Here is a 14,268-nt window from a genome sequence, read left to right as displayed (position 1 = left end):
GGGCGATATGAACATCGGATCAGTATTTCGTGGATTACTTGGTGATGTGAAGGCGGGAGAGGTCAAAAAGCTCGATATGCAGCCAGGCCAAGTCGTAAGGGGCGTCGTATTAAAGGTGTCTGAGGACGGCGGTGAGGCTGTGCTACAAATACAAGGCTCTCAAGTCAGGGCAAAGCTGGAAACCCCTCTTCAGCCTGGACAGACTACAACATTTCAGGTACAACCGGCTTCGCCCAGTGGTATGACGGTACTTAAGCCTTTGAACGATGCAGCTAATGCACCTCAGCAAACCGTAGCTCTCGCAGATGTATTGGAATCGGTGGGACTGCCGGATACAGCTCAGAACAGAGCGCTTATCCAGGCCATGCAAAAAAATGGTGTGCCGTTGACATCGGAAAATGCCTCTTCTTTGCAAAATGCCTTGGCAAAGCAATCTGGCAATGTAGAAATAGGAACGTTTGTACAGGCGGCGGCCGTTGCTTTTCAGCGGGGACTTCCATTGACGGCTGAAAGCATTAACGGCTTGCGGCAAGCGATGTTTGGTCCTCTTTTAAATGATCTGCTCTCATCGCTGGAGCAGGAGCTCGAAACGGTATTAAAGCAGCTAGGACAAGGAGCAGCTTCTACAGCTCAGACAATGGGAGAAGCAACAGCCGTTAAGGAAGCTGACCGAGTATCACCTAACCCAGCCTCAGCAGGTGCTTCCACCACAGGGGCAGTAGATGCACCGGAAGACCAGGCGCCTGTATTGTCCAAGGATGCCTCTGCTGCTGCAAAGCAGACAGAGGCTGGACAAGCAGCAGGAGGCAAGGAAATGCTGAAAGGGACTCAAGCAGCCAACCTTGTTGCTGCTGCGGGGAATGAAGCGAATGCTTTGGCTACAGAGCCGGATGCTCCGACCAGGGCTGCAACTGGGGCGCCAGGGACTGCTCCAGAAGATGCCGAGGCAGCTAAGGGGCGTGGAGCGACAGTCGCTTCGAACGCTGGCGCAAATGCGCCTGAATCGGGCGCTGACGCATTAAGCGGCTCCCGTGCCAAAGTGGAGCAGTCGCAGCAAGCTGCCACGGCAAGCACGCAGCTTAAGGATGCTGATGGCGCTTCAGCGGCGGCAACGACAGAGCCTGCCGGTGCGAGGCCAGCGGCAACTGCTGCTACAGCTGAACGCGCAGCTGCACAGCTAGCTGGTGGCCCTGTGCCGCAATTCGCGGCGGGCAACGCGGCTGCGCCGGAGGCACCGCTCCAGCGGCTGCGCACGCTGCTGCAAGAGCTGCGCGCAGCCGTGCCTCCCGCGCTGGGCACGGCTGCGCCGGAGCAGCCCGCGGCGGAAGCGTCGCAGCTGGCCGCGAGCGCTCCGCGGGCTACAGACACCGCTGCTTCGCAGCCAGCGGCGTCTGTAGCGTCCAGCACGCAGCTCACCCCCACGGAGGATGCGTGGGTGGGCCGCGTGCTAAAGCTGCTCGGTGCAGAGCACGAGCAGCAGGTACACCGCGCGGCTGCGCATCCCGCGCAAGGGGCGGCGGCAGCTTCGAAGCCGCCGGAGGGAGCGCCGCAGCCGCTGCCGGGGTTAGCAGCTGCGGCAGGCGGCACGGTGTCAGCAGATGCAGACACCGTAAAAGGGGCGCTGCTCCAGCTGATGAGCAGCGATGACCTGCCGCCCGCTTTGAAAGAGGCGGCCCAGCAGGTCGTACAGCACCTGACGGGTCAGCAGTTGCTGCTAAATACCGATCGGACGGCTCCTTTTGCACAAGTACACATGTTTATTCCGTTTGTCGGACCGGACGGTCGTGAAACAGCTACGATCCAGATTCAGTCTCGTCGCGGCAAACGGGGGGAGCTGGATTCATCCAATTGTCGTCTTTGGTTTGATTTGGACATGAAGGGGCTTGGGCCGACGTTAGTGGATGTACAAGTCGTAGACCGGATTGTGAGTCTCAAGCTCCATAATGATCAGGAGTGGGCCGCTTCGCTATTAACCAGCGGACGTGAATCCCTAAATACGGCGCTGGAGTCATTAGGATACCAGCTTCTATCGCTTCGTACCGAGTCTATGCCGATTAGGACTGAACCGGACAGCACCGTTTCTTCCGAGGTACAAAGCTATGTACCTCAGCCGTATAAAGGAGTCGATCTTAAAATATGAAAGAGCCGTTGGAAGCTCCCTCTCCTTCCAGGAAGAAGGCAGTCGCCCTCAAATATACGCCCGGTGAGAACGAAGCCCCGATTGTCGTTGCCAAGGGGAGCGGCCGCGTTGCGGATAGCATTTTAGAAAAGGCCAAAGAGCATGGTGTTCCTGTACAGGAGGATGCCGCGCTGGTTGAGGTATTGTCCAAGCTGGATTTGGACGAGCAAATTCCTGCGGAGCTCTATCATTTGGTAGCAGAGGTGCTTACCTATATTTATCAAATGGATAGGCTTGCTCCGATGGATGACAGGTGATGGGAAATGAAATGAGGACCGGAGGCAAGGATCGACGGAAAGCTAAAGGGACGATGGGCGAACAGGCGGCGGCTTTATTTTTGGAGGATCTGGGTTATCAAATCATAGCGCGTAATTGGCGTTGCCGCAGCGGTGAACTGGATTTGATTGCCAAGCAGGAGGACACATTCGTGTTTATTGAAGTGCGTAGTCGAAGCAGCTCCAAGTATGGAACGCCAGCAGAATCGGTCACCGCGCGTAAAATAGCCCAGGTTCGCCAAACAGCCTCCGTATATTTGCATATGAACGGGATTGGAGATGCTCCAATCCGTTTTGATATGCTCGCTGTACGATTAACCGATGAAGCGGCTGTTGTTACAGACCATTTCATCGATGCGTTTTAAAAAGAGCCAGAACCTTTTGGAAGGGAAGCAAGTGAACTGAATTTCTATATGTACAGGTTGACAGGAAGGAAAGCTAAAGGTATATTTTATTGATAATGGTTATCATTTTCATCATATAATGGACATCTGAAAGCTGTAACTATGAAGGAGGATATACGTGACAAAGCAAACCTTTAGTGAACATGTCATAGATGTAATTCAGGAACGCCGCACAATTAAAAAATTCAAAGCTGATGTCATTCCGGTGGACACGATCAAAGAACTGCTGGACGTCGCTGTATGGGCCCCTAATCATAAAATGCGTGAACCGTGGCGTTTTTTGTTGTTTGCTGGTGAAGGACGGAAAAAGCTTGCAAAAGCCATCGCAGCTGATGTGGGCAAGGATAACAAGTTTGAGAGCAGTATTTTGCACAACCCCATTCAGCTTTTAGTTGTACTGGAAGAAGATCCGCGTCAGGCGGTTTGGGATGAGGATTTTGCAGCAGTCAGCGCTCTTGTGCAAAACTTTATGCTTGCTGCATGGAGTAAGGGAATCGGAACGTTTTGGGTGACAAAACCGTTTTTGTACTCGCCTAAATTCCGTGAACCCCTGGGAATTCAACCGGGTGAAAAGGTAATTGGGATGATATATGCAGGCTATCCTGAGGTCATTCCTGAACCAAGGCCACGTACATCGGCAGCTGATAAGCTGACCTTGTTTGACAAATAATCTGTGGTCAGATAATCTTAATTAAGGCTTATGAAAATTTGGAAGCACCTTTTTTCATATATGCAATGATCCCTGTTGGGAGACATTTCAGTATGAGGAGAGGTGCTTTTTTGTTATGTATGGAAAATTACACGGAGCTTGTCTGTATGGAATAGATGGTGTCCTGATTGAGGTGGAGACGGATTTGTCCAATGGCCTGCCTCAGACTGCAATTATCGGATTGCCTGATTCAGCGATTCGGGAAGCCGTGGAGCGCGTGCGAGCAGCAATCAAGAACTGTGGCTTCAAATATCCTTCCCAGCGTGTAACGATTAATTTAGCCCCTGCTGATTTGCGTAAGGAGGGCTCATCTTTTGACCTTGCTATCGCTCTGGGATTGCTGACAACCAGTGGACAGGTTATTTTACCAGTGGGGGAACGGACGTTATTTATTGGCGAGCTGGCGCTGGATGGTAGCATTCGTCCAGTGAACGGGGTGCTGTCCATGGTGGATCTGGCAAAGCGAGAAGGGTTCCATTCGGTGCTGCTTCCTGAGGAAAATGCAAGGGAGGCCCGTCTGATCACGAATATACGTATTTACGCTATTCGTCATCTGACAGATCTCATTCCGGTTAAAGATCATGCACAATACACTGGTGGGGGGCAACCGACCGATCTAAGTTCTAATCCTGTACCTCTTCCAGCTTACGATCAGTCCATGAACGAAGTCGCAAATCAGATGATAGATTCTGTCTCTAATACAGCTAGACAACAGGTCATAATTCATTCCTATGACCATTTAACTCAGGCAGAGCATGTACCGCTGCGTGAGGAAAAAGAGATTATCAGCAGTATGGAGGATTATAGCGATGTGCTTGGCCAGCTACATGCCAAACGTGCGTTGGTTATTGCCGCGGCTGGAATGCATAATATCCTTCTTATGGGACCACCAGGTGCCGGAAAAACGATGCTTATCCGCAGGTTGCCTTCCATCCTGCCACCCTTGACCGAAAAGGAGGCACTAGAAGTTACCAAAATATACAGTGCCGCCGGGAAATGGAAGGAGTCATCCCCCCATCTGATGAACATTCGACCATTCCGTTCTCCTCATCATACGATTTCTGCTGCTGGGTTGGTAGGAGGGGGAGGTATACCCAAGCCGGGAGAAATCAGCCTTGCCCACCGGGGAATTTTATTTCTGGATGAGCTGCCTGAGTTTAGCCGCCATGTGCTGGAGGTGCTGCGTCAGCCGTTGGAGGACCGCAATGTTACAATCAGCCGTTCACGTGCTGTTTTTAAATTTCCGGCGCATTTTTTACTTGCTGCCTCCTTAAATCCATGTCACTGTGGCTTTTTCGGAAGTGACATGGAACATCAGCGCTGTACCTGTTCACCTGCGGCGGTAGCCCGCTACCGTTCGCGTATTTCCGGTCCGCTGCTGGATCGGATTGATCTCCAGCTTGAAGTATCGCAGCCAAAGGATTGGCGGGAGGAAAAAGAATCACTGTCGTCGGCTGAAATGCGAAGGCAGGTGCTGGCTGCACAAGCGATACAAATCCATAGATACGGCAAGCTTCCCTTTTCATGGAATAGTGAGTTGTCCGGGCAGATGCTGCGTAAATATGCGGTATTGGAACAAAGCGCGGCTGAGTTGCTCAATCAGACGATGGATACACTTGGTTTAAGCATGCGCGCATATGATCGAATTCTCAAACTGTCTCGCACGATTGCAGACTTAAATGAGTCAGAAAAAATCAAGGCTTCGCATGTTGCTGAAGCTATTCAATATCGCAATATGGACAGATCTAGCGCCAATCTTCTCGAGGGCTAATATGAAATAAAAGCGGCTATTGCGATTATTTTTTTATATAAACACTCTGCAGGTCAGATTGGGGAAAAATAAGGGCAAAAAAAAGCTCCAGACGCAAAGTTCTGGAGAAGAAAAAAAGATTATGACAATGTGATTATACTATGAGTATATCACTTTCGTATATACGATTATGCATCATCTACCATGTTAGTTGTTGGAAGGTACACTAGTTTTACAGGACGTTCAGCTTCACTTCAATATTTCCGCGGGTAGCGCGGGAGTATGGACATTGCTCATGTGCACCTTCCACCAGTTTTACTGCTGTCTCATGATCTACACCTTTTACCAGTACGTCCAGATTTACTCCAATTCCGAAGCCGCCGTCTTCCACTTTACCTAATTGGACGGTGGCTGTTACTTCAGTACCTTCGTGCTTAACACGTTGCATACGGGCAACCATATTTAAAGCACTGTCAAAGCAGGCGGAATATCCTGCAGCGAACAATTGCTCAGGATTCGTTCCTGCACCACCTGCGCCACCCATTTCTTTTGGCGTATCAATATTTAAACGAAGCTCAGGGGAGGAAGACTCGATATAACCGTTACGTCCACCAACCGCTTTTACTGTTGTTTCATACATTTTTTGTTGAATGGTCATCATAATTCAATCACTGCCTCTCGTTCAATTTATATTTTACACAATTTAATTTAACAAAATAATTATTGCTTGTAAAGTATTTTGTGCAATTAGCATGTATTTTGCTATATAATGTGCTAAAATAGTGACGAAAGTAGGTGATCTGACAACATGGACCATAGTCATAACGAAGGTGCAGCATTAAAACTTGATAACCAGTTATGTTTTGCCATATATGCGTGTTCGAGAGAGATTACGAAGCTGTACCAGCCTTATCTGGAAAAGCTTGGTGTGACGTATTCACAATACCTGGTGCTAATCGTGCTCTGGGAGCGTGAAGAATGTACAGTGAAGGAATTGGGTGAAGCGTTGTACTTGGATTCCGGTACACTGACTCCGCTATTAAAGAGATTGCAAAATGCCGGATTGATTGATCGCAAGCGTTCGACTCAGGATGAGCGCAAAGTGCTGATTTCTCTGACGACAGAGGGAAGTGCATTGCGAGAAAAAGCTCTATCTGTACCAGGATGTATTCAGGAAAAAACGAGTATGACCCACGATCAATTTGGTTCGCTTCTGCTGCAGTTCAATGATCTGCTGGATCGTGTCCATCAAGCGAATGTGAAGATTGAAAAATCATAATAGGCACTTTCAGTTACGTTACAATCTGATTGCCTAAGTCGTTCTTAGCTGAAAAAAAGAATGCCTGATGAAATAAAGTGCCTCTTTTGGTGGGGTCAGTCCCGTGGATTGTAACTCCATTTTGAGAGGTGCTTTTTTGCGTACCGTTGTATTAAAATGTGTCAAAAATAAATACCCATTAATATCCAAGCATTCGATTTTGGGAATGATAATGATATCAAAATACTGTAATTCATGAGGTTAAATTATAAGGAAAGCGTTTTAAAAACATGTTACAATGATGTAGGTTTAGTATAGATTTCCTTGTGAACCGCCCTTGTTGCAGTCATGTTGATAGGAGGATTCCAGAATGAATATCCATGAATATCAGGGTAAAGAAGTATTAAAGCAGTACGGAGTGGCTGTACCGAACGGTAAGGTTGCCTATACGGTGGAGGAAGCCGTTGCTGCGGCAGAATCGCTTGGAAGCGCTGTTACGGTGGTAAAAGCACAAATTCATGCTGGTGGACGCGGTAAAGCGGGTGGCGTGAAGGTAGCCAAAGGCTTGGAAGAGGTGAGAACTTATGCCTCTGAAATTTTGGGAAAGGTGCTGGTGACGCATCAGACCGGACCTGAAGGTAAAGAAGTCAAACGACTTTTGATAGAGGAAGGCTGCGATATTCGTAAAGAATATTATGTCGGCGTTGTTGTAGATCGTGCAACCGGACGTATCGTGATCATGGCCTCGGAAGAAGGCGGTACGGAAATCGAAGAGGTAGCTGCGGCCACTCCAGAGAAGATTTTTAAAGCGGTCGTTGATCCGGCGATTGGGCTTCAGGTGTATCAGGCTCGCAAGCTGGCTTATGACATTAACATTCCTAATGAGCAGGTAAACAAAGCGGTCAAATTTATGCTGGCGTTGTACGAGGCTTTTGTGGACAAGGACTGTTCGATTGCAGAAATTAATCCCCTAGTCGTTACAGGTGATGGAAATGTACTGGCGCTGGATGCGAAACTGAATTTTGATTCTAATGCGTTGTTCCGCCACAAAGATATTTTGGAATTGCGTGATTTGGATGAAGAGGACGAGAAGGAAATTGAGGCATCCAAATACGATCTGAGCTATATTGCCCTCGACGGAAATATTGGCTGTATGGTCAATGGTGCAGGCTTGGCGATGGCAACAATGGATATTATCAAATATTACGGTGGCGATCCGGCCAACTTCCTGGACGTAGGGGGCGGTGCGACGACGGAAAAGGTGACCGAAGCGTTTAAAATCATTTTGGCCGATCCGAAGGTAAAAGGTATTTTCGTGAACATTTTCGGCGGAATTATGCAGTGTGACATCATTGCGAACGGCGTTGTGGAGGCTGCCAAGCAGTTGGGGCTGACTCGTCCGCTTGTTGTCCGTCTCGAAGGGACGAATGTCGAGTTGGGCAAACAGATTTTAGCGGAATCCGGGTTAAATATCGTGGCTGCCGATTCCATGGCGGATGGTGCCCAAAAAATCGTTGAACTTGTTCAATAGCCTGTTTGCATTCCGATATGCCGAATAAACGATAGGGGATGTGAAGATCGTGAGTATTTTGGTCGATAAGCATACAAAGGTGATTACACAGGGGATTACGGGAAAAACGGCGTTGTTTCACGCCAAGGGTGCGCTTGACTATGGCACACAGATGGTAGGAGGCACCTCTCCGGGCAAAGGCGGCACCGAGGTGGAAATTACGCTGGAGAACGGACAACAGGTTAAGCTGCCAGTGTTTAACACGGTGAGTGAAGCAAAGGAAGCTACTGGTGCAACTGCAAGCGTGATTTACGTGCCGCCGGCTTTTGCAGCGGATTCCATTTTGGAAGCCGTGGATGCGGAGTTAGACCTCGTAATTTGTATTACCGAGGGTATTCCGGTGCTGGATATGATCAAGGTCAAACGTTTTATGGAAGGTAAAAAGACTGTTCTGATCGGTCCGAACTGTCCGGGTGTTATTACACCGGGTGAGTGTAAAATCGGTATCATGCCTGGTTACATTCATCTGCCAGGCCATGTAGGTGTTGTGTCACGTAGTGGTACGTTGACCTATGAGGCAGTGCATCAGCTGACAACCCGGGGGATAGGACAATCTTCTGCGGTCGGTATTGGCGGTGATCCTGTTAAAGGCTCGGAATTCATTGATATTTTGCGGCGCTTTAATGAGGACCCAAAAACTCACGCTGTTATTATGATCGGGGAAATCGGTGGTACAGCCGAGGAGGAAGCTGCCGAGTGGATTCGGGATCATATGACCAAGCCGGTGGTTGGTTTTATCGGCGGTGTAACTGCACCTGCAGGCAAACGAATGGGGCACGCAGGCGCCATTATTTCCGGTGGAAAAGGGACAGCTAAGGAGAAAATTGCTACGCTTGAAGCCTGCGGGATCAAGGTAGCACCGACTCCTTCCGAAATGGGATCGACGCTGGTTAGTGTGCTGGAGGAACGCGGGATTCTGAATTTGTGTACGACACATTAAGTCGTGTTTCTTCATTAATATGCAGGCTGTAAATTAAATCGAAATTTGCTGCCTTCTAGTGTATAATGAAAGAAAGGTAAGCAACCTTTTTATCTTCTGTAACCAGGGGATGAAAAGGTTGCTTTTTTTGCGTTGAGACAGGCTTGTCAGGGAAACGCTTGCAAAATAATGCAATGTGCCACAAAATAAGGGAGGGTTTACTCTTCCCGTGAATGGGGGAAGCGCAGTTTGGAAGAAAGATGGCTTTTGTTAGGTTTACATGAATTAGAGGGAATCGGAAGGAAGACCATTCAGCGTATTTGGTCGAGTGATTATCGACTGTACGAGCTGCTGCATTTTAGTGAGCAGAAATGGATGGAGATCGGATTAAGTTCTGCTCAGGCTCGCCTAGCGGCACAGTGTTACAACGAAGAATGGGTCCATGAACGATATCAGCGAGCTCAATCCGGTGATATTGGAACGATAACTTATGTAGACGAGGATTATCCCCTATTAATGAAGGAAACAGTTGATCCTCCTTGGGTAATGTATACAAAAGGGGATAAATCACTTTTGCATACATGCGCTGTAGCCATGGTAGGAACCCGCGTCCCCACTGCGTATGGACGCAGAGCAGCGGAGATACTAACGGAGGGATTGTGTCGTGCTGGGATTACGGTGGTTAGTGGATTGGCAAGAGGGATCGACAGTATTTGCCATGAAACAGCTCTGCGCCAGGGAGGAAACACAATTGGTGTGCTCGGAACAGCGATTGATCAAATTTATCCGCCTCAAAATGCGTCTTTATTTGCAGAGATGGCAAGCAGAGGCTTGATCGTATCGGAGTACCCACCAGGCACGAGGTCTCATCCGGGAATGTTTCCGCAGCGTAACCGGATTATTGCCGGCTTGACGAAGGGAACGCTTGTCGTCGAAGCAGATGCAAGGAGTGGCTCTCTCATTACAGCTGATGCTGCAATGGAGGCAAATCGAGATGTGTATGCTGTTCCCGGACCGATTACGTCACCGAAGAGTAGAGGTACGCTCAGTCTGATTAAGCAAGGGGCCAAAACGGTCACTGAAGCTTCGGATATTATTGAAGAGTATGCAACTGATTTGCGTACAAGGGATGTTTCTTCATACAATAGAGAGCAGGGTCACGATGTAAGGGAGATCTCGAAAGCGCCAGAAAATGAAACTTCTGAGGAGCATCGTGTTGTGCTGTTACTGGAGCAGGGCACCATGACTCTGGATGAACTGCTTGAAGCCACTGCATGGGATTTTGGACTTTTACACGCAGTTCTGTTATCGTTAATCATAAAAAAAAGGATCGCCCAGCTGGCGGGCACAAAATACAAGCTTATTTAGTAGTTGTTTTTGCAAAGTCCTTAGGCAAAGTCCTTAGTTAGTAATCGCACAAATTCAATTTTAAACATCAGGTGAAGGGAAGTAGGGCATTTATCCGCACCGCGGATTCCTATTCCCTCCCCACTTCCTGAATTGTGTTGACTTTATGACTCGCAGCAGCGGAGCAGATGGAATCTTTCTGGAGAAGCGCAGCGTTCGCCTTTACATCCGGATTTTAACCTATTTTGTTTTATTTAATGAAAAAATCCGGGGGTAACAGCGATCGGAAGAATGATCCATCTGTGAAGCTCTCTAACGTGTCATAACTCACCACATTTCAGGAAGACTATCATATTCATGTATGCAATCGAGAGGAGGAAGAGCCTATGGCGGATTCACTCGTCATCGTGGAATCGCCTTCCAAGGCGAAGACGATCGGCAAATACTTAGGCAGCAAATATATCGTCAAGGCTTCCATGGGTCATATCAGGGATTTACCGAAGAGTCAGATCGGCGTAGAGGTCGAAAATGATTTTAATCCCAAATACATTACCATTCGAGGTAAAGGCTCAATTCTAAAAGAATTAAAGGATGCCCGGAAAAAAGTAAAAAAAGTATATCTGGCGGCTGACCCGGATCGCGAAGGCGAGGCTATCGCTTGGCATCTGGCACATGCGTTGGAACTGGATGATACAGCAGATTGCCGTGTTGTATTTAATGAAATTACGAAGCAGGCTGTTAAGGATGCTTTTAAAACACCACGTAAAATCAATATGGATCTGGTCAATGCCCAACAGGCCAGACGCATACTTGATCGGCTTGTTGGCTACAAAATCAGTCCGCTTCTGTGGAAAAAGGTAAAAAAAGGTCTGTCCGCAGGTCGTGTGCAGTCTGTTGCGGTGAAAATTATTTTGGATCGGGAGACCGAGATCAGTGAGTTTGTACCGGAAGAATACTGGACGATTACAGCTAAGCTAGCTATTAAGGATAGCACCTTTGAAGCGAAATTCCACAAGCTGCGCGGCGAAAAGAAAGAGCTTTCCAGCGAAGCGGACGTGCAGGAAGTATTGAAGGCGATCGGCAAATCGTCTTACAAGGTACAAGATGTGAAGGAGAAAGAGCGTCTTCGCAATCCTTCTCCACCATTTACAACAAGTTCATTACAGCAAGAGGCAGCTCGGAAGCTCAACTTCCGTGCATCCAAAACGATGTCTGTAGCTCAGCAGTTATATGAGGGCGTGGATTTAGGTAAGGAAGGGACCGTGGGTCTGATTACGTATATGCGTACGGATTCCACACGGATCGCCGCTTCGGCTCAAGAGGAAGCAAAGGAAATCATCATTCAAAAATATGGCGAAGATTTTGTACCTGAAAGTCCTCGTCAGTATTCAAAAAAATCGGCCAACGCTCAGGATGCGCATGAAGCGATTCGTCCAACCTCTGCCTTGCGTGATCCGGAAACCGTTAAGCCGTTTATGAGCCGGGATCAGTTCCGGTTGTACAAACTGGTATGGGAACGTTTTATGGCGAGCCAGATGGCTTCCGCTATTATGGATACCCTGTCCGTTGATATTGAAGCAGGTGAGACGACTTTCCGGGCAGCCGGTTCTAAGGTTCGTTTTCCAGGCTTCATGAAAGTATATGTGGAGGGGAATGACGACGGTAAAACCGAAGAAGATAAGCTGCTACCGCCACTTCAGCCGGGCGATAAGCTGAAAAAGGAATCGGTTGAACCAAAGCAGCATTTTACACAACCTCCTCCTCGTTATACGGAAGCACGACTGGTCAAAACGCTGGAAGAATTGGGTATAGGACGCCCGAGTACGTATGCACCGACCCTGGAAACCATTCAGAAGCGCGGTTACGTCGCCATTGAGGAAAAGAAGTTCTTTCCTACAGAGCTGGGAGAATTGGTCATTGAACAGATGGAGGAGTTCTTTCCTGAGATTCTGAATGTGGAGTTTACAGCCAATATGGAGGATGATCTTGACCACGTAGAAGAGGGAGAAGGAAATTGGGTTAAGGTTTTGAGTGACTTTTATGAGTCATTTGAGAAGCGTCTGGAAGTGGCAGAGGAAGAAATGAAGGAAATTGAGATCAAGGATGAAGTGTCTGATGTCATCTGTGATAAATGTGGCAGCCCAATGGTGTATAAGCTAGGCCGCTTCGGTAAATTTCTGGCCTGCTCTGCCTTCCCGGATTGCCGCAATACAAAGCCAATTGTCAAGGATATCGGGATCGCTTGTCCTACATGCGGTGAGGGCCATGTCGTCGAACGACGGAGTAAAAAAGGACGCGTCTTCTACGGTTGTGACCGCTACCCGGAATGCGATTTTGTATCCTGGGATAAACCGTCCATTAAGCCTTGTCCAAGCTGTAGCGGTCTAATGGTTGAAAAACGAACGAAACAGGGAACGAAGCTCAACTGTACCGTCTGTGATCACAGCGAAATGCTGGAAGAGAGCGATGAGGGTGTAGAGACTTCTTAAGAACAACAATAGCAGGGGGATTTAAACGTGAGTGAAATGCAAAAGGTAACGGTCATCGGAGCAGGTTTGGCGGGCAGCGAAGCTGCCTGGCAAATTGCAAGCCGTGGAGTACCTGTCAAGTTATATGAAATGAGGCCGGTAGTAAAAACACCGGCACATCATACAGATAAATTTGCTGAACTGGTGTGCAGTAATTCCTTGCGAGCAAACGGTCTAACGAATGCGGTAGGCGTGCTAAAGGAAGAAATGAGAATGCTGAATTCCTTGATTTTGAGCGCAGCGGACCGTCATGCTGTTCCAGCAGGTGGTGCGTTGGCAGTGGATCGAGACGGATTTTCCGGCCATATTACAGATACACTTCATCAGCATCCGCTGATTGAGGTCGTGAATGAAGAGCTTCAGGAAATTCCACAGGATGGCATTGTGGTCATTGCAACGGGGCCTTTAACTTCTCCGGCTTTGTCAGAACAGATTAAATCGCTGATGGGAGAGGAGTATTTTTACTTTTACGACGCTGCAGCCCCGATTGTCGAAAAGGACTCCATTGACATGAGCAAGGTTTACCTGGCCTCCCGTTATGATAAGGGAGAAGCGGCTTACTTGAATTGTCCGATGAATGAAGCGGAATTTGACGCTTTTTATGAGTCCTTGATTACGGCCGAGGTGGCACAAGTTAAGGAATTTGAAAAAGAAATCTATTTCGAGGGCTGTATGCCTATCGAAGTGATGATGCAGCGTGGGAAACAGACTGCATTGTTTGGACCCATGAAGCCAGTTGGCCTAGTGAATCCACATACAGGCGAACTGCCGTATGCAGTTGTTCAGCTTCGCCAGGATAACGCTGCGGGCACGCTGTATAATCTGGTTGGTTTCCAGACTCACCTCAAATGGGGGGAGCAAAAGCGCGTATTTTCTATGATACCGGGTCTCGAAAAGGCAGAGTTTGTACGTTATGGTGTGATGCATCGTAATACCTTTATTAATTCTCCTCAGCAGCTTCAACCAACCTATCAATTCAAGGGGAGAAGCAATTTGTTCTTTGCCGGGCAAATGACCGGCGTAGAGGGGTATGTGGAATCAGCAGCTTCAGGTTTGCTTGCGGGAATGAATGCGGCGCGTGCGGCGAAGGGACAGGAAATGTTTGTATTCCCTGCGGAAACGACACTAGGCAGTATGGCGCGGTATATTACGACCGCTGATTTCAAGCATTTTCAGCCGATGAATGCAAACTTCGGTCTGCTGCCAAAGCTGGAGACGCGAATCCGCAATAAGAAGGAAAAGAACGAAGCGCTCGCGAATCGCGCGCTGGAAAGCTTACGCCGTTACATTGATGAAACGGGAGTTATGTCAGCTGAAGTACAGGCATAA

The 14,268-nt window shown here is 48.4% G+C and carries 12 protein-coding genes; 11 read left to right on the top strand and 1 reads right to left on the bottom strand.

The annotated features are described in order from the left end of the window. Positions 1-7 precede the first annotated feature (7 nt). From BAZ21_RS01600 to BAZ21_RS01580, 5 genes are all read left to right on the top strand, one after another. A complete protein-coding gene (locus BAZ21_RS01600) occupies positions 8-2,140 on the top strand; it encodes a DNA ligase (protein WP_068496426.1) in 2,133 nt (710 codons plus the stop codon). After that, positions 2,137-2,436, top strand: a complete 300-nt coding sequence (locus tag BAZ21_RS01595; protein ID WP_068496424.1) for an EscU/YscU/HrcU family type III secretion system export apparatus switch protein — start codon at positions 2,137-2,139, stop codon at positions 2,434-2,436. Before BAZ21_RS01600 ends, BAZ21_RS01595 begins: the two co-directional genes overlap by 4 nt. Beyond that, on the top strand, positions 2,436-2,819 hold the full coding sequence (locus tag BAZ21_RS01590) for a YraN family protein (RefSeq protein ID WP_068496422.1): 384 nt from the start codon (positions 2,436-2,438) through the stop codon (positions 2,817-2,819). The genes BAZ21_RS01595 and BAZ21_RS01590 overlap by 1 nt, the downstream gene beginning before the upstream one ends. Positions 2,820-2,976: 157 nt before the next feature. Further along, on the top strand, positions 2,977-3,528 hold the full coding sequence (locus BAZ21_RS01585) for a nitroreductase family protein (protein ID WP_068496420.1): 552 nt from the start codon (positions 2,977-2,979) through the stop codon (positions 3,526-3,528). Between the two features lie 115 nt (positions 3,529-3,643). Continuing rightward, positions 3,644-5,338, top strand: coding sequence for a YifB family Mg chelatase-like AAA ATPase (locus BAZ21_RS01580; protein ID WP_068496418.1), 1,695 nt, complete (start codon positions 3,644-3,646; stop codon positions 5,336-5,338). A gap of 211 nt (positions 5,339-5,549) precedes the next feature. On the opposite strand, the gene BAZ21_RS01575 is transcribed toward BAZ21_RS01580, so the two are convergent. After that, the gene (locus BAZ21_RS01575) at positions 5,550-5,978 is read right to left on the bottom strand and encodes an organic hydroperoxide resistance protein (RefSeq protein ID WP_068496415.1); all 429 of its coding nucleotides are present in this window, start codon (positions 5,976-5,978) and stop codon (positions 5,550-5,552) included. A 147-nt stretch (positions 5,979-6,125) separates the two neighbouring features. Here BAZ21_RS01575 and BAZ21_RS01570 point away from each other — a divergent pair, with 147 nt between their 5' ends. From BAZ21_RS01570 to trmFO, 6 genes are all read left to right on the top strand, one after another. Next, positions 6,126-6,596: a MarR family winged helix-turn-helix transcriptional regulator gene (locus tag BAZ21_RS01570; RefSeq protein ID WP_068496413.1), complete on the top strand. Its 471-nt coding sequence runs from the start codon at positions 6,126-6,128 to the stop codon at positions 6,594-6,596. Positions 6,597-6,945: 349 nt separating this feature from the next. Next, entirely contained in the window at positions 6,946-8,106 is a 1,161-nt protein-coding gene (sucC, locus tag BAZ21_RS01565; protein ID WP_007430011.1) for an ADP-forming succinate--CoA ligase subunit beta, read from the top strand. A 49-nt stretch (positions 8,107-8,155) separates the two neighbouring features. Then, positions 8,156-9,085: a succinate--CoA ligase subunit alpha gene (sucD, locus tag BAZ21_RS01560; RefSeq protein ID WP_007430012.1), complete on the top strand. Its 930-nt coding sequence runs from the start codon at positions 8,156-8,158 to the stop codon at positions 9,083-9,085. A gap of 228 nt (positions 9,086-9,313) precedes the next feature. Next, positions 9,314-10,432 carry a DNA-processing protein DprA gene (gene dprA, locus BAZ21_RS01555; protein ID WP_068496412.1) on the top strand — a complete coding sequence of 373 codons (1,119 nt, stop codon included), beginning with the start codon at positions 9,314-9,316 and terminating at the stop codon, positions 10,430-10,432. A 365-nt stretch (positions 10,433-10,797) separates the two neighbouring features. Further along, positions 10,798-12,900: a type I DNA topoisomerase gene (topA, locus tag BAZ21_RS01550; protein ID WP_068496410.1), complete on the top strand. Its 2,103-nt coding sequence runs from the start codon at positions 10,798-10,800 to the stop codon at positions 12,898-12,900. A gap of 27 nt (positions 12,901-12,927) precedes the next feature. Beyond that, on the top strand, positions 12,928-14,268 hold the full coding sequence (trmFO, locus tag BAZ21_RS01545; protein WP_068496408.1) for an FADH(2)-oxidizing methylenetetrahydrofolate--tRNA-(uracil(54)-C(5))-methyltransferase TrmFO: 1,341 nt from the start codon (positions 12,928-12,930) through the stop codon (positions 14,266-14,268).

Source organism: Paenibacillus kribbensis, assembly GCF_001705305.1.
Taxonomy (GTDB): domain Bacteria; phylum Bacillota; class Bacilli; order Paenibacillales; family Paenibacillaceae; genus Paenibacillus; species Paenibacillus kribbensis_B.
This window is presented reverse-complemented; position numbering and strand designations above follow the sequence as displayed.